Consider the following 16,409-nt stretch of genomic DNA (forward strand, 5'->3'; position numbering starts at 1 on the left):
ATCATGAGCCAATTCGCCATCAACTTGCTGTTCGTCGGCGCCTCCTTCGTACTCTACATCGGCATCGCAATCTGGTCGCGAGCCGGGTCGACCAAGGACTTCTATGTCGCCGGCGGGGGCGTGCATCCGGTCACCAATGGCATGGCGACCGCCGCCGACTGGATGTCCGCCGCATCATTCATTTCCATGGCCGGACTGATCTCCTCAGGCGGCTATGCCAACTCTACCTTCCTCATGGGCTGGACCGGCGGCTTCGTCATCCTGGCCATGCTCTTGGCGCCGTACCTGCGCAAGTTCGGCAAATTCACGGTACCGGACTTCATCGGCGACCGTTTCTACAGCCGCACGGCGCGTGTCATTGCCGTGGTCTGTCTGATCGTCGCCTCGGTGACGTATGTCATCGGTCAGATGACCGGGGCCGGGGTCGCATTCTCACGCTTCCTCGAGGTCAGCAGTACTGCCGGCATCTGGATCGCTGCGGCCATCGTCTTCCTGTACGCGGTCTTCGGGGGCATGAAAGGCATCACCTACACTCAGGTGGCGCAATACATCGTGCTCATCGTCGCCTACACGATTCCGGCGGTGTTCATCGCCATGCAACTGACCGGCAACCCGATTCCCATGTTCGGCCTGTTCAGTACGCATAGCGAATCCGGCGTGCCGCTACTCGAAAAGCTCGATGACGTCGTCAACGCGCTGGGCTTCCAGGACTACACCGCCGATGTCGACAACAAGCTCAACATGGTGCTGTTCACCCTATCGCTGATGATCGGCACCGCAGGCCTGCCCCACGTCATCATTCGCTTCTTCACGGTGCCCAAGGTGGCCGATGCACGTTGGTCAGCCGGCTGGGCGCTGGTGTTCATCGCGTTGCTGTACCTCACGGCACCCGCTGTGGCGTCCATGGCGCGCCTCAACCTGATGACCACCGTCTATCCCGAGATGGCCGGCCAGGTCGAGAACTACGACGCCGCCGCCGACAACGCCCTGCAATACGAGGATCGTCCCGGTTGGTTCCGAACCTGGGAAGAAACCGGCCTCATCAATTTCGAGGACAAGAACGGCGATGGTCGCATCCAGACCTACAACGATAGCAATGCAGACTTTGCCGATACGGCACAGCAGCGTGGTTGGGAAGGCAATGAGCTGACGGTCAACAACGACATTCTGGTACTCGCCAATCCGGAGATCGCCAATCTGCCACCCTGGGTCATCGGCTTGATTGCCGCCGGGGGTATCGCCGCCGCGCTCTCCACGGCAGCCGGGCTATTGTTGGCGATTTCTTCGGCGATCAGTCACGACCTGATCAAGAACACCATCAATCCTCGCATCACCGAGAAAGGCGAAATGCTCGCGGCCCGCATCTCGATGGCCGGTGCCATCCTGGTGGCGACCTACCTGGGGCTCAATCCTCCGGGCTTCGCCGTACAGACCGTGGCCTTGGCCTTCGGCATTGCCGGCGCCTCGCTGTTCCCGGTGTTGATGATGGGTATCTTCTCTACTCGGATGAACAGCGCCGGGGCGGTCTGCGGCATGCTGGCGGGCCTCCTCAGCACGCTGCTTTACATCTTCACTTACCTGGGCTGGCTGTTCATTCCGGGCACCAACATGCTGGCCAATACACCGGAGAACTGGCTGTTCGGCATCTCACCGCTCTCGTTCGGGGCTGTGGGGGCGATCATCAACTTCGCGGTGGCCTTCGCGGTCTCCCGAGTCACCAAGGCACCGCCGCAGGAGATCCAGGACTTGGTACAGAGCGTGCGTTATCCGAAAGGCGCTGGCGTCGCTCACAACCACTAAGCCATAATGACGCGGCCCGGCACACTGGGCCGCAGACAACTCTCTCGCTCGGGCTTCCTCAGGGAAGCCCGAGCGCTTTCAGGAAAGACGCCCATGATATGGCACTTGATAGCAGCGCTTTTCGCCGGACTCGGCGCCGCCGGTATCGGTCTGCTGCTGCGTTTCATCAGCGCTAAGCGCCTGCCACGCTGGATCGTTCCGGCACTGGGTGGCCTCGGCATGCTTGGCTACCAGGTCTATTACGAGTACAGCTGGCTGTCGTTCAAGCAGCAGCAACTCCCCGACTCGGCTGAAGTCGTCGATGTCGAATACGGCGCGATGCTATGGCGTCCCTGGACTTACATGTACCCCATGCCAGTTGCCTTCGAGGTCATCGATCGCGACCACTTGCGTACCACTGAGGCCGACGGAGAGCACATGGTCGAGTTCTTCCTCTACCGCTTCGAGAAGCAGGTCGCAGACCGCGTGACCCATCAAGCCTATCTGATGAACTGCAACGCACGGGAATGGGTGCCATTGGTCGGCGATGAGCGCCAACCGGACACTTCCGCGCTGCACGAGATTGGCACCGACACCCCGCTTTACCAGGCATTGTGTGAAACGCCCCGAGCGTAAGGACGACTGACGCGTGCCGGCGGATTGACCTAGAATGGCCGCAGACATAGGGGAGAGAGCATGTTTGCTGGCTGGCTACTGATCGTCGTATCGCTGATCTACATCGCCGTATTGTTTGCCATCGCCTGGCGTGGCGACAGCCAGGCCAAGCGCCATGGGCCGGGCAGGCGACGCCCCATCGTCTACAGCCTCGCGCTGGCCGTCTACTGTACGTCGTGGACATTCTATGGTGCCGTCGGCGAGGCCGCCACGTCGGGCTGGTCATTCGCCAGCATATTTGTCGGTCCGATCCTGACCTTCCTGCTGTTCTGGCCCGTGCTGGCCAAGATGATTCGCGTCGCCAAGCGCCAGAACGTCACGTCGATCGCCGATTTCATCGCCTCGCGCTATGGCAAGACCCAGTCGTTGGCGGCATTCGCCAGCCTGGTGGCCTTGATCGGCACGCTGCCCTACATCGCCTTGCAACTGAAGGCTGTAGCCTCGGCGTTCACCGTGTTGACCGACAGCACCGACCTGACCCGAGCCCCTGTATTCGGCGATACAGCCTTCTATATCGCGGCGGTGATGGCGCTGTTCGCGATTCTCTTCGGAACGCGCCATACCGATGCCACCGAGCATCACGAGGGCCTGATTCACGCCATCGCCTTCGAATCGGTGGTCAAGCTGCTGGCGTTTCTGGTCCTCGGCGCCTATGTCACCTGGGGCATGTTCGACGGCCTCGGCGACCTGTTCGGCCGTGCCGATACCTATCTAGAATTGCAACGCCAACTGACCGAGCAGGATTTCGGCCACGGCTTCTGGGCACAGACGCTACTCGCGATGCTGGCCATCTTCTGTCTGCCCCGCCAGTTCCACCTCGCCGTGGTCGAAAACACCCATGCAGACGACGCCAAGCGTGCCCGCTGGCTCTTCCCGCTGTATCTCGCCGCCATCGGTTTCTTCGTGCTGCCCATCGCAGCAGCGGGGCTGACGATATTCCCCGAGGGCGACGTCAATCCCGACACCTTCATGCTTGCGTTGCCCATGGCCGGCGGCAGCGAATGGCTGGGACTGCTCACCTTCATCGGCGGGCTCTCGGCAGCCACCGGCATGGTCATCATGGCCGCCGTGGCGGTGTCGATCATGATCTCCAACGAGATCATCATCCCGCTGTTGTTCCGTCTACGCTGGTTCGTCACCGAAGGCGACTACGCCAAGCTGGTGCTACGCGCACGACGCGCGACCATCGTCGTCATCCTGCTGCTGGCCTACATCTTTTATCGCCTGATCGCCGAATACAGCACCCTGGCCTCGACGGGCATGCTGTCGTTCGCGGCGGCTGCTCAGTTCGCGCCCGCCTTGCTGGGCGGACTTTACTGGAAGCGTGGCAACCGTCTCGGTGTCATCGCCGGCATGAACGTCGGTTTCGCGGTATGGGCCTACACACTGCTTCTTCCGGCGCTGGTGCAGGCCGAATTGCTGCCGGTGACCTGGCTGACCAGCGGTCCCTTGGGACTCGACTGGCTGGCGCCCACGCACCTGTTCGGGCTCAACGTCGGCGATAGCTTCACCCATGGCGTCATGTTGTCCCTGGGGCTCAATCTGTTCTGCTATATCTTCGTCTCGCAGATCACCCCGCAGCGCGTCGTCGAGCGTATCCAGGCCTCGCTGTTCGTGGATAGCATCGAAACCCGCCAGACCTCGGTCAACCGTCCCTGGACCGGTGCCACCACAGTGGGCGATCTCAAGGTCCTCTGCGAGCGCTTCCTGGGCACCGACCAGGTACAGCGCGCCTTCGAGGACTACTCCCGGCGTGGCGGCCAGTCCGTGGACGACAATACCCGCGCCTCGATCGACGTCATCCAGTTCACCGAACGGTTATTGTCATCGGTGCTCGGGGCGTCCTCGGCACGCATCGTGGTCAATTCGGCGCTGCAAGGGCGCGGCATCGGTATCTCCGATGTCATCTCCATCGTCGACGAAGCCTCGCAGGTACTGGAGTTCAACCGCGCCCTGCTGCAAGCAACCATCGAGAACATCAACCAGGGCATCAGCGTGATCGACCAGAACGCGCGCCTGGTGGTATGGAACCAGCGTTACCTGGAGCTGTTTCGCTTCCCCGACAGCTTGATCCGCGTCAACGCGCCGTTCGACAAGATCCTGCGCTACAACGCGCATAACGGCGAATACGGCCCCGGCGATCCCGAGGAGCACGTCGAGCTCTTGATGGACAACATCCGCCAGGGGCAACCGCACCGCTACGTGCGTTATCGCCAGGATGGCACCGTGCTCGAGGTCCAGGGCAACCCCATGCCAGGCGGCGGATTCGTCTACACCTATCAGGACATTACCCAGCAAAAACGCACCGAAGAGGCGCTGATCCGCTCCGAGAACAACATTCGTATCTACACCGACAATGTGCCGGCGCTGATCGCCTATTTCGACAAGGAATGCCGTTACCTCTTCACCAACCGTGCCTATGAAGCGGCGATGGGCATCGACCGCAACGAAGCGATCGGCGAACGCTTCGACCACGTCATGCCTGCCCAGGTCATCCGCGAGCGTTCGCCGTGGATGCATCGTGTCCTGGCCGGCGAGCGAGTGAGCTTCGAAATCTCCCAGGACGACGGCGACGGCGGCGTGCGTTACATGCTGGTGACCTACACACCCCACTTCGGCGAAGGCGAGAGCGTGCTCGGGTTCTTCGCCCTCTATCAGGACATCACCGAGCGCCGCCTGGCCGAAATCGCCCTGCGCGAAACCAATGAAAACCTCGAGGAACGCGTCCGTGAGCGGACCCAGGCGCTGTCGGAGGCCAACGCGGCTCTGCGCCAGGAAAACCGCGTGCGCGCCGAAGCCGAGTCGGCGTTGCGCCAGGCCAAGCAGGTCGCCGAGGAGGCCAACGCCTCGAAGACACGCTTTCTGGCCGCCGCCAGCCATGACCTGCTCCAACCGCTCAACGCCGCGCGTCTGTTCACCTCGGCGCTGGGACAGCAGGTCGAGGCCGACGAGCTGCGCCATACCATCGACCATATCGACAATTCGCTACAGGCCGCCGAGGAGCTGTTGAGCACGCTGCTGGACATTTCCAAACTCGATGCCGGCGCCCTGACCCCCCGCCGCACACAGTTCCCATTGACCGACGTCCTGCGTCCGCTACGTGCCGAGTTCGAAGTCATGGCCACGGAGCGCGGACTCGACCTGGATGTCGTCGCCACTGGGACCTGGGTGGACAGCGACGCCCAGATGTTGCGCCGCATCGTGCAGAACTTCCTCTCCAACGCACTGCGCTATACACAGCAGGGACGTGTGCTGCTGGGTTGCCGGCGCAAGGGCGATCAACTGAGCATCGAGGTATGGGATACCGGCCCGGGGATCCCCAAGGCCAAGCAGGCGGAAATCTTCCAGGAGTTTCGTCGCCTCGACCAAGCCTCGCGACACAAGGAGAGCGAAAAAGGCCTAGGGCTCGGGCTATCCATCGCCGACCGCATGAGCCGAGTGCTCGAGCATCCCATCAAGGTTCGCTCGTGGGAAAACGTCGGCACCGTATTCTCGGTGTCGGTGCCCCGGGTCGAGGGACACCAGCAGGAAAAAAGCGCCGAGGATACGCCCACACGGCGTCCTGGCAACAAACTCGCAGGCGCCAGGATCCTGTGCATCGACAACGAGACACTGATCCTCGAGGGCATGAAGGCAATGCTCGATGGCTGGGAGTGCGAAGTCTTCACTGCTACATCCATCGGTGGCGCCAAGTCGGTGTTGCGCCATCTGGACGGCGACCCCGAGGCCATTCTCGCCGACTACCATCTGGACAACGAGGTCACCGGGTTGATGGCCCTGGAAGCGCTGGAGGAACTCTGTGAGGGACCCGTACCGGGTATCGTGATCACCGCTGACCGTACCGACGAGGTCGCCGAGGAGATTCGCCGCAATGGCTATCAGTTGCTGCTCAAGCCGGTGCGCCCCGCTGCATTGCGAGCGCTATTGACACGCACCTTGCAAGCCAACCGTGCTGCTCGCCAGGACCGCTAGCGCTGGCGCCCGGCCATCCGGGCGCCATTGATAGTCAGCCCCAATCACCTCCCCACCCAACCGCTATTGGCCAAGCCAGGGACTCTAAGTTAACCTTTAGACTTTCTATTAACCATGGTTAAGATAGAGTCGCTACCATGCTGAGCATGATTTCCGACAGCGCGATCCGCGAACAAGCCGCATCGACCCTCAACGGCAAGTCCCGACGCTGGGGCTGGACGGCCTTTTTCGGCCCCGCGCTGATCGCGGCGGTGGCCTATATAGACCCCGGCAACTTCGCCACCAATATCGAGGCGGGTTCGCGCTATGGCTATACCCTGCTGTGGGTGGTGCTCGTCGCCAACCTGATGGCCATGTTGATCCAGACCCTGTCGGCACGCTTGGGGCTCGCCACCGGGCGCAACCTGCCCCAGGTGATTCGCGCGCGCTACCCGCGCCCGGTGGTCTGGTGCTACTGGATACAGGCAGAAATCGTGGCCATCGCCACCGATCTCGCCGAGTTCCTCGGCGCGGCGTTGGCCTTCAATCTACTATTCGGGCTATCGCTGATGGAAGGCGCGTTGCTCACCGGGGCGATCACCTATCTGGCGCTGCATCTCTACCGTTACGGTTTCCGGCTCATGGAAATCGTCATCGGCGCCATGATCCTCGCCGTAGCGGGCGGCTTCATCCTCGAGCTGGTGCTCAGCCGGCCGGAAGCAACGCCGCTGCTCGAAGGTTTGCTGATCCCCGGCTTCCCGGATAGCTATTCGCTCTATCTGGCGGCGGGCATACTCGGCGCCACGATCATGCCGCATGTCATCTACCTGCACTCGGCACTCTCGCAGCAACGGATTCAGGTGAAGGACGACGCCCATCGATTGCGCTTGATGCGTTACTACCGCCTCGATGTCATCATCGGCATGGCCATTGCCGGCATGATCAATCTCAGCATGCTGGCCATGGCGGCGGCGGCCTTCAATGCCAATGGCCATCTTGATGTCGCCACCATCAGTGACAGCTATAAATTGCTGGCGCCGATGCTCGGCCAGGTCACGGCCAGCCATGTCTTCGGCGCCGCCTTGCTGCTCGCTGGCCTGTCATCGTCCATCGTCGGTACACTCTCGGGGCAGGTGATCATGCAAGGCTTCATGGCCTTCACGATCCCCCTTTGGCTACGTCGTCTAGTGACCATGTTGCCGGCGCTGGTGATCATCATGCTCGGCGTGTCCGAGCAGAAAGCTCTGGTCGCCAGTCAGGTGATTCTCAGCTTCGGAATTCCGTTCGCACTCATACCACTGCTTTTTTTCACCGCCAATCGCCGTATCATGGGCAACCTAGTCAATCACAGATCGGTAACCGTGGTAGGCGGTATCGTGTGCACGTTGATCGTCGCCCTCAACGCGTACGTGCTATTTTCTACGCTCACGGGACACTGAAAGCAGGGGTTGCATGAAGTCTCAGCCCAAGCACGAATATTTCAAACGCGTCCGACAGGATCATCAGACCGAACTGGTCGAGGATTATGTCGAGGAAATCGCGCACCTGCATACGCAGCTGGGCGAAGCACGTGCCAGCGATCTGGCCGAGTGTTTCGGCGTCAGCGCGGCGGCGGTGTCGAAAGTCATTGCACGCTTGAAACGCGACGGGCTTGCCGTCGCTCGCCCCTACCGCGGAATCTTCCTGACCGACGAGGGGGACGCGCTCGCCAAGCGCGTCATGGCACGCCACCGAGTAGTACTCGATGCCTTGCGGGCGCTCGGCGTGCCCGAGGAAGTCGCGCGTGCCGACTCCGAGGGCATCGAGCATCACTGCAGTGAGGAAACCGTGAACGCCATGCGCGACTTCCTGGAGCGCCAATCGCGTTCATGAGCCGCCTGGCATGGCCCTGAGAGCGCACTGACACACAGATACGAAAAAGCCGCTCCCATGCTGACGGAAACGGCTTCTTGTCTCTCACTGTGCCACTACACACGTAGCCTCTTATGCTGCCGCCAAGGACAGTCTAGGACTCGACCTTGGGCGGCTCGACCTCGAGTTTCTGCGCGGCGATGACCGCCTGAGTGCGCGAATGCACGCCCAGTTTGCGTAGAATCGCCGTGACGTGCGCCTTGATGGTCGCCTCGGACACATTGAGTTCATAAGCGATCTGCTTGTTGAGCAGACCTTCGTTCAACATGTTGAGCACCCGAAACTGCTGAGGTGTCAGCGAGGCGATAGCTTCGGCGAAGCGCGCTTCATCTTCATTCGATTCCCCGAGCACATCGGCCATCTCCTCAGGCAACCAGACTTCCCCCTCGAGCACTTGGCGGATCGCCTCGGCGATCACATCCAGCGATGAGGACTTGGGAATGAAGCCCGACGCACCGTAGTCGATGGCTCGACGCACCACCGGCGGCTCCTCGCTACCCGAAATGACGACCACGGGCACCTCGGGCGACTGACCGCGCAATTGGATCAGTCCCGAAAAGCCATGCGCACCCGGCATATGCAAGTCGAGCAAGATAAGGTCGGCATCGGGATGGCGCATCACCATCTCGGAAGTCGCCTCCATGGTATCGGCTTCGACGATCTCCGCCTGTGGCGCTACTTGGCGCAACGCCTGGTTGAGCGCGGCACGAAATAGCGGGTGGTCATCGGCGACGATGAATTTCTGGGCAAAAGCCATTGTGTCTCCTCCGGATCCCCCTGGAGCGAACGGTCGTGCCGCGATTGTCATCGGCAAGCATCAGGTTCACTTCTTCTTTTCAGCATGTTACCCCATGCTGTAGACAATACCCAAGCCTTCCGTCAACGCACCCCCGAACGTTCCTGGTGGCACGAAAAAGCCGGCCATCGGCCGGCGAAAGTCGGGCGGGCACCCGAGGCGAGCTGGCGTGCCGCCTAGTGTCGAACGAACCGACGCTGGATACCCACCCCAACACGTGTCAACGATTGGCGCGATGCTCGATCAGCTCATCGACCACACTCGGGTCAGCCAGCGTACTGGTGTCGCCCAAGCCCTCGCACTCGTTGGCTGCGATCTTGCGCAGGATACGCCGCATGATCTTGCCGGAACGGGTCTTCGGCAGCCCCGGCGCCCACTGAATGACATCCGGCGTCGCAATCGGTCCGATATCCTTGCGCACCCATTGTGTCAATTCCTTGCGTAGCTCCTCACTAGGTTCGACATCGTCACCCAGAGTCACGTAAATATAGATGCCCTGTCCCTTGATGTCGTGGGGATATCCCACCACGGCGGCTTCGGCCACGGCACTGTGTGCCACCAACGAGGACTCGATCTCGGCGGTGCCCATGCGGTGCCCGGAGACGTTGAGCACGTCATCGATACGGCCGGTAATCCAGTAGTAGCCATCCTCGTCGCGACGGCAGCCATCACCGGTAAAGTAGACGCCGTCATAAGGAGAGAAGTACGTCTGCACGAAACGTTCATGATCGTTCCAGATGGTACGTGCCTGACCGGGCCAGGAATCGAGGAGCACCAGATTGCCCGAGGTGGCGCCTTCGAGTACATTACCGTCGTTGTCGAGTAGCGCCGGACGCACGCCGAAGAACGGCCGCGTGGCGGAGCCCGGCTTGAGATCGGTGGCCCCCGGTAGCGGCGTGATCATGATGCCGCCGGTCTCGGTCTGCCACCAGGTATCGACGATCGGGCAGCGCGAGTTACCGATCACACGGTAGAACCAGCTCCAGGCTTCGGGGTTGATCGGCTCGCCTACCGAGCCCAGCACGCGCAGGCTGTCACGCTGGCTAGAGTCCATGATGTTCTCACCATGCGCCATCAACGCGCGGATGGCGGTCGGCGAGGTGTAGAGGATCGACACCTGGTGCTTGTCGATGATCTCGCCGAGACGCCCATGCGTGGGATAGCTCGGCACGCCCTCGAACATCAATGTGGTCGCACCGTTGGCCAGCGGCCCATAGACGATGTAGCTATGTCCGGTGACCCAGCCCACATCGGCGCTGCACCAGTACACTTCACCTTCGTGGTAGTCGAACACATAGCGATGCGTCAGCGCCGCATAGAGCAGATAGCCCCCGGTGGTGTGCTTGAGCCCCTTGGGACGCCCAGTAGAGCCAGAGGTATAGAGAATGAATAGCGCATCCTCAGCGTTCATTTTCTCCGCCGGGCATTCGCTGGACTGGCGCTCGACCCACTCGTGATACCAGACGTCACGATCATCGTGCCATTCGATCTCGCCGCCGGTACGGCGCACGACCAATACCTTGTCGACGATTTCGGTGCCGTCGCGGGTCATCGCGGCATCGACATTGTCCTTGAGCGGCACATGCTTGCCACCGCGCACCGACTCGTCGGCGGTGATCACCACACGCGATTGGGCATCGACCACGCGCTGTGCCAAGGCATCCGGCGAGAAGCCGCCGAAGACCACCGAGTGGATCGCCCCGATACGCGCACACGCCAGCATCGCCACCGATGCCTCAGGGATCATTGGCATGTAAAGGGTGACGGTATCACCTTTGGTGACACCCATTTCCTTGAGCGCGTTGCTCAGGCGGCACACTTCGGCATGCAGCTCGCGGTAGGTGATGGTCTTGTCCTGCCCCGGGTCGTCGCCTTCCCAGATGATCGCCGGCTGATCGCCACGCGTCTCGAGATGGCGATCGAGACAGTTGTAGGCAGCGTTGAGCTCGCCATCCTCGAACCAGCGAATATCCACGTTGGAGGCGGCGAATGAGGTGTTCTTGACCTTGGTCGGCGCCTTGAACCAATCCAGAGACTCGGCCTGTTCCGCCCAGAAGCCTTCGGGGTCGTCGACGGAGCGCTGATAGAGGCTCAAATACGTCTCGTCATCCGCCCAGGCATTGGCGGCGAAATCCTCCGCCACCGGGTAGACTTTCTGCTGTTCGGTCATGGCTGCCTCTCAAAGGTCGAAAAATGGATGACTAGCCACACCGTTGCCCATGTGGCCGTCCAACAATACTGCCCAGCATATACCCCTAGCCCCCCTGACTCCCTATTAGACCTTGGTATTACCATTTTTCCTTTTTAATTCATTGAGTTACATCACTTTTGCGCGACGAAGCGCAAGCGCTGTCGACACTGTCGGCAATGATAGGTCGTGCCGCGCTGTGCCAGCGAATGACGCCGCGCGGAAAATCGATGCTCGGTGGCACAACCACAACGGTAGCAATACGGCGCGGGACTGGCACGCGCGACATCGAAACGATGCGTGGTACGTGGCGGCAAACCGTAGAGCTTCTGCATGACGGTCCGCCATTCGTGGCCATGTGGACGCGCCGGCGGCCCCTCTAGGTGGAAGACCAGCCAATGCGCCATCTCGTGCGGTATCACGTCCACCATGAACGCCTCGCGGTTTTCGCGCAGCAGCACCGGATTGAAACGCAGGCCACCGCGCGAGAAGTGCGCCTGGCCGGCCCCCTTGCCACGCAGGTCCAGCCACACGCGGGGACACGGCAAGGTGGGATGGACCTCGCGGGCAACGCGCCAGGCTGCTTCGACGCGTGCATGTAGCGCCGCGTGGAGAGCGGGCTCGTCAAGAGACATTAACCAATCGTTATCGGGCGTGGGCAAGGTGGCAGACATCATGGGATGCTAGAATGCCGCGCAACGCGACAGGCGTCCACCACTCACCGACCGCTCCCCTGCAAGAGGCTCATCATGTCCGAGACGTCGCCCCCCATGCCATTGCTTGACGACGCAGCGCTCGAGGCCCTCGACGATTTTCTGGAATCCGACCAGGTCGACCCTGAGGCGCTCGATCTCATCGGTACGCACGGCTTCCTCGTCGCCCTGGCCATCGCACCGATCGAGACACCGGCCACGACCTGGATCGCCGAGCTTTACCATGGTGAACCGCAGTTCACCGACGCCGCACAGCGCGAGCATATCCTCGGCCTCTGCGAGGCGCTCAAGCAAAACGCCATCGAGGCCCTCGAGCACGGTCACCTGCCCGAGTTGCCGTTCGACCTCGAGCTCGGCGACATCTCGCCGGAAGAAACGCCCATCGGCGATTGGTGTGCGGGCTTCATGGAAGGCGTGTTTCTCAATGAAGTCGCCTGGTTCGAGCACGACGAAGCCCGGGTCGCCGAGCTGCTACTGCCCTTCATGGCCTTGTCGGGGCTATTCGACGACGAACCCGACATGCACGAATTGATCGCCGACGGCACCCGCGCCGAAGCGCTCGTCAAGCAGCTTCCCGAGCTGATCCTCGATCTCTATCTGCATTACCGTGTCCCCGAGGAAAAACCCAAGCCCACGCCGCGCAAGAAGAAGCCCGCCAGGCGTCCGGGCAGCAAGGATCGTGGCTAGGGGCGTGCTCAGCGCAGCCGCGTCATCCACCCGTTAAGGGTGCCGAAAACCCACTCACGACAGCGCTGAGTCCATGGACGATGGCGCCACTGATCCCAATCGATCTCCTCGCTGGCGGCGAAATTGCGCTCGAACAGAGCCGCCACGTCGCGGGCGAAACCGGCATCCTCAACTTCCTGGTTGGCCTCCAGGTTCCACTGCAGACTCCAGTGGTCGAAGTTGCACGAGCCGATCGACGACCAATCGTCGACCAGCACGAACTTGGCGTGAATGAAGGTCGGCTGGAACTCGTAGATGCGTACCCCGGCCCGCAACAGTCGCGCGTAGAAACGCTGCCCGGCATAACGAATCCCCGGATGATCGTGGCGCGACCCCGGCAGCAATAGGCGCACGTCAAGGCCCAGACGCGCCGCGCGGATCAAGCGCCGGCGCAGGCTGAAAGTCGGCACGAAATAGGGCGTGCACAGCCACAATCGCCGCTCGGCGGTGGCGATACGCTGATGCAACGAATGCCGGATCGCCTGGTAACGATGCCCACGCCCGCTGATCATCCGCCCGTGCATATCCGCCGTGAGTGGTGCGATGGGGGCCAGGGGCGGCCAGTGACGCGTCGCCGCCTTGCGACGCGTCAAGGGCGACTCCCAAAGCTGCGCGAAAAGGCCGACCCAATCCGCGACGACCGGCCCCTCGATGCGTACGGCGACTTCATACCACGCCTCGATAAAGGCATCGACGGCGCCGAACCCTCCGGTAAAAGCCAGCTGCTCGTCGACGATCAGCAGCTTGCGATGATCGCGCGACAGATTCTTTCCCAACCGATGCCAGGCCAGCGGATTGAAGAAGCGCAGCGCCACGCCGGCCTCGCGCAAGCGCTCGCGGTCCGCATGCGCGAGCTTCATCGAACCGTAGCCATCGAGCAGCAACAACACCGTGACACCCCGCCCGGCCGCCGCACACAAGGCATCGATCACCCGCGTGGCGAGCGTTCCCGATTCCATCAGATAGAGTTCGAGATAAAGCGTGGTGTGCGCTTTATCGATGGCTGAAAACAAGGCGGGAAGAAAACGCTTGCCTTCCGGCAACAAGGTGAAACGGTTGCCTACCTGCCAACGTCCGCGCATGGTGTCTCCTTGTTTCGCCGCCTGCGCGGCGGCTCGGGCATGCGTCATTGACGCACGTTTGCAACGTCGCTGAAAAGCACCCGCCTTGGGCCTACCCGGCCTGACTGGCTATACTGCTTCATCGCGTTCCTTCAAGGCTAATGGATGGCTGTTCTACGCACGCTCCTCACTCCCTTGCGCGCCCTGTGCCGCACGCTGCTCGACCGCTGGCTCGACTACCGTCATGTCGAAGCGCAGCAGCCCGCGCTCGATGCCACGCAGCCAACGATTTACGTGCTGCCGCATCCGGCCTTCTCGGACAGACTGGCACTCGAGTTGATAACCCGCCGCGAGGGCTTGCCCAGCGCCCGAGGCCGCGTTGTGCTCGGCGAAACACGCCTTCCCACCTGTATCGCCCTGCCCCGGCTCAGCCGCGGGCTGACGCGGGTACACGGACGACGCTCGCCGCACCTCGATACCTTGCTGGCACAGCTAGCCGCCGACCCCGGGCGGGACATCCAGCTCGTGCCGGTCAGCGTGTTCTGGGGGCGCGCCCCGGGTAAGGACTTCGGCTTCTGGAAACTGCTCGCCGCGGATAGCTGGCAGTGGAGCGGACGTCTGCGCCGACTCTTGTCGATAGCGATCAACGGCAAGCACGTGCAGGTGCATATCGGCGCCCCGCTGCAACTACGCACCTTGGTCGAGACACGTCCGCTGCCGGTCGCCCAGCGCAAGACGGCCCGCGTGCTGCGCGTTCACTTTCGTCGTGTACGCGCCCGCGTGCTGGGCCCCGACCTCTCGCACCGCAACACGCTGATCCGCGGCGTGGTCGACAGCCCACAAGTCCGCCAAGCGATCTTTGATGCGGCCACCGCCCGTGGCACCAGCCCTGAGCGTGAAACCCGCCGCGCGCTGCGCTATGGCCGCGAGATCGCCTCCAACACCTCATACCCGGTGCTGCGTTTCCTCTACCAACTGCTGCGCCGGCTCTGGAATCGCCTCTACGACGGCGTCACCGTCAATGGACTCGACGACGTCAAGGCGCTGGCCGGCGATCACGAGTTGATCTACGTGCCCTGTCATCGCAGTCATATCGACTACCTGTTGTTGTCCTACGCACTCTTTCGCGAGGGATTGATGCCGCCGCACATCGCGGCGGGCCGTAACCTCGACATGCCGGTGATCGGCGCGTTGCTACGCCGTGGCGGGGCCTTCTTCCTGCGCCGCAGCTTTCGGGACAATCGCCTCTACGCGGCGGTATTCAACGAATACGTGCATCGCCTGATCTCGCGCGGCCATCCGCTGGAGTACTTCATCGAAGGAGGGCGCTCGCGCACCGGGCGGATGCTGGCGCCGCGCCCGGGCATGCTCGCCATGACCCTGCGCTCCTTCGCCCGCGACCCTCGCCGCGAGGTCGCCTTCGTGCCGGTCTACGTCGGCTACGAGAAAGTGCTGGAAAGCGGTAGCTACCTCAAGGAATTGCGCGGCGGGCACAAGAAGAAGGAATCCCCCTTCGATCTGTTGCGCATCGTGCGTCGCCTGCGCCAGTCGTACGGGCATGTCACGGTGAATGTCGGCGAACCGCTCCTGCTCAGCGAGTTTCTCGACCGCCAGGTCCCCGATTGGCGAGACAATCGCCGCCAGACGCGCCCCGACTGGCTGAACCAGGCCGTGCCCGTACTGGGGTCCACCCTGGCCCAGCGCATCAATGGCGCAGCGGCCATCACGCCGGTCTCGCTGGTCGCCCTGGGGCTGCTGGCCAATTCGCACCACGCCATCGAGGCCGACCTGCTCGAGCGCCACATGGGCTTGCTGGTGGACCTGAGACGGCATCTCCCGGGGGGCGAGCGCATTACCCTGCCCGACGGCGAGCCACGGGACTGGATCGCTCATACCGCCCAATTGGGGTTCATCGAATGCCGCCCGCAGGCGCTCGGCGAACTCGTGCTCGCCACGCCGGAACAGGCCACCTTGTTGACCTGGTATCGCAATAACGTCTTGCACCTGTTCATCGACATGGCGCTGGTCGCCTTCGCGTATCGGCATAATGCGCGCTTTGGCACCGAGGAGCTGCTCACACTGCTGGGCCCCGCCTGGCCGGTGCTCGCGCACGAATTCCACCTCCCCTTGGAGGCCTTCGCGCCGCGCCTGGAGCGCGCCCTGGCGGCACTCGCGTCGGAGGATCTACTACTCGAGACCGATCACGGCTGGGAACGCCCGGCGGGGCACCTGGCCAGCAGCGAACACCTGCGCCTGTTGGGGCGGCTGGTACAACCGACCCTGGAGCGTGGTTATCTGCTATTGGCCGTGCTGCTGCGCGAGGGAAGCGGTACCCTGACCCGCGAGGCGCTGGAGGAACAAAGCCGTCAGTTGGCCGAACGCCTGACGCTGCTCTCGGGGCTCAATGCGCCGGAGTTCTTCGATAAACGTCTCTTCAGCGGCTTGCTCGATACCCTCGAGGCGCAGGGCTGGTTATGGCAGGAAAACGACAAGCTGTGCTATGACACCCCGCTCGAAAATGCCCAGCGGCGCGGCCGGGCGCTTTTCGATCCCAGCCTGCGCCACCGCTTGACTCAACTGGTGCATCGCCAGCCATCGTAAGTACCGGA

Annotated in this window: 10 protein-coding genes and 1 pseudogene; 7 read left to right on the forward strand and 4 right to left on the reverse strand. The window is 62.3% G+C overall.

Annotation, left to right across the window (positions count from 1 at the left end):
- Window positions 1-3 precede the first annotated feature (3 nt).
- From L1073_RS04880 to mntR, 5 genes and pseudogenes are all read left to right on the forward strand, one after another.
- A complete protein-coding gene (locus L1073_RS04880; RefSeq protein ID WP_246897209.1) occupies window positions 4-1,800 on the forward strand; it encodes a sodium:solute symporter family protein in 1,797 nt (598 codons plus the stop codon).
- A gap of 93 nt (window positions 1,801-1,893) precedes the next feature.
- The gene (locus tag L1073_RS04885; protein WP_246897210.1) at window positions 1,894-2,415 is read left to right on the forward strand and encodes a hypothetical protein; all 522 of its coding nucleotides are present in this window, start codon (window positions 1,894-1,896) and stop codon (window positions 2,413-2,415) included.
- A 60-nt stretch (window positions 2,416-2,475) separates the two neighbouring features.
- Entirely contained in the window at window positions 2,476-6,426 is a 3,951-nt protein-coding gene (locus L1073_RS04890) for a hybrid sensor histidine kinase/response regulator (RefSeq protein ID WP_246897211.1), read from the forward strand.
- A gap of 137 nt (window positions 6,427-6,563) precedes the next feature.
- Complete coding sequence (locus L1073_RS04895; protein WP_246897212.1) at window positions 6,564-7,844, forward strand: Nramp family divalent metal transporter; 1,281 nt, start codon at window positions 6,564-6,566, stop codon at window positions 7,842-7,844.
- A 10-nt stretch (window positions 7,845-7,854) separates the two neighbouring features.
- Window positions 7,855-8,277 (forward strand): annotated as a pseudogene (mntR, locus tag L1073_RS04900) (manganese-binding transcriptional regulator MntR); the annotation flags it as partial.
- 133 nt (window positions 8,278-8,410) lie between these two features.
- On the opposite strand, the gene L1073_RS04905 reads toward mntR, so the two are convergent.
- The 3 genes from L1073_RS04905 to L1073_RS04915 all read right to left on the reverse strand — a co-directional run bounded on the left by L1073_RS04905 (window position 8,411) and on the right by L1073_RS04915 (window position 11,977).
- Complete coding sequence (locus L1073_RS04905) at window positions 8,411-9,073, reverse strand: response regulator (protein WP_246897215.1); 663 nt, start codon at window positions 9,071-9,073, stop codon at window positions 8,411-8,413.
- A gap of 259 nt (window positions 9,074-9,332) precedes the next feature.
- Window positions 9,333-11,282 carry an acetate--CoA ligase gene (gene acs / locus L1073_RS04910; RefSeq protein ID WP_246897217.1) on the reverse strand — a complete coding sequence of 650 codons (1,950 nt, stop codon included), beginning with the start codon at window positions 11,280-11,282 and terminating at the stop codon, window positions 9,333-9,335.
- A 152-nt stretch (window positions 11,283-11,434) separates the two neighbouring features.
- Window positions 11,435-11,977, reverse strand: coding sequence for a SprT family zinc-dependent metalloprotease (locus tag L1073_RS04915; RefSeq protein ID WP_246897219.1), 543 nt, complete (start codon window positions 11,975-11,977; stop codon window positions 11,435-11,437).
- A gap of 72 nt (window positions 11,978-12,049) precedes the next feature.
- On the opposite strand from L1073_RS04915, the gene L1073_RS04920 reads away from it, so the two are divergent.
- Window positions 12,050-12,700, forward strand: coding sequence for a UPF0149 family protein (locus L1073_RS04920; RefSeq protein WP_246897220.1), 651 nt, complete (start codon window positions 12,050-12,052; stop codon window positions 12,698-12,700).
- An 8-nt stretch (window positions 12,701-12,708) separates the two neighbouring features.
- Here L1073_RS04920 and L1073_RS04925 read toward each other — a convergent pair whose 3' ends face one another.
- On the reverse strand, window positions 12,709-13,821 hold the full coding sequence (locus L1073_RS04925; protein WP_246897222.1) for a phospholipase D-like domain-containing protein: 1,113 nt from the start codon (window positions 13,819-13,821) through the stop codon (window positions 12,709-12,711).
- Between the two features lie 144 nt (window positions 13,822-13,965).
- Between L1073_RS04925 and plsB the strand changes: the two genes are divergently transcribed.
- Window positions 13,966-16,401, forward strand: coding sequence for a glycerol-3-phosphate 1-O-acyltransferase PlsB (gene plsB, locus L1073_RS04930; protein ID WP_246897223.1), 2,436 nt, complete (start codon window positions 13,966-13,968; stop codon window positions 16,399-16,401).
- The last annotated feature ends 8 nt before the right edge of the window (window positions 16,402-16,409 follow it).

The sequence above is a fragment of the Chromohalobacter nigrandesensis genome, assembly GCF_023061285.1.
GTDB classification, from domain to species: domain Bacteria; phylum Pseudomonadota; class Gammaproteobacteria; order Pseudomonadales; family Halomonadaceae; genus Chromohalobacter; species Chromohalobacter nigrandesensis.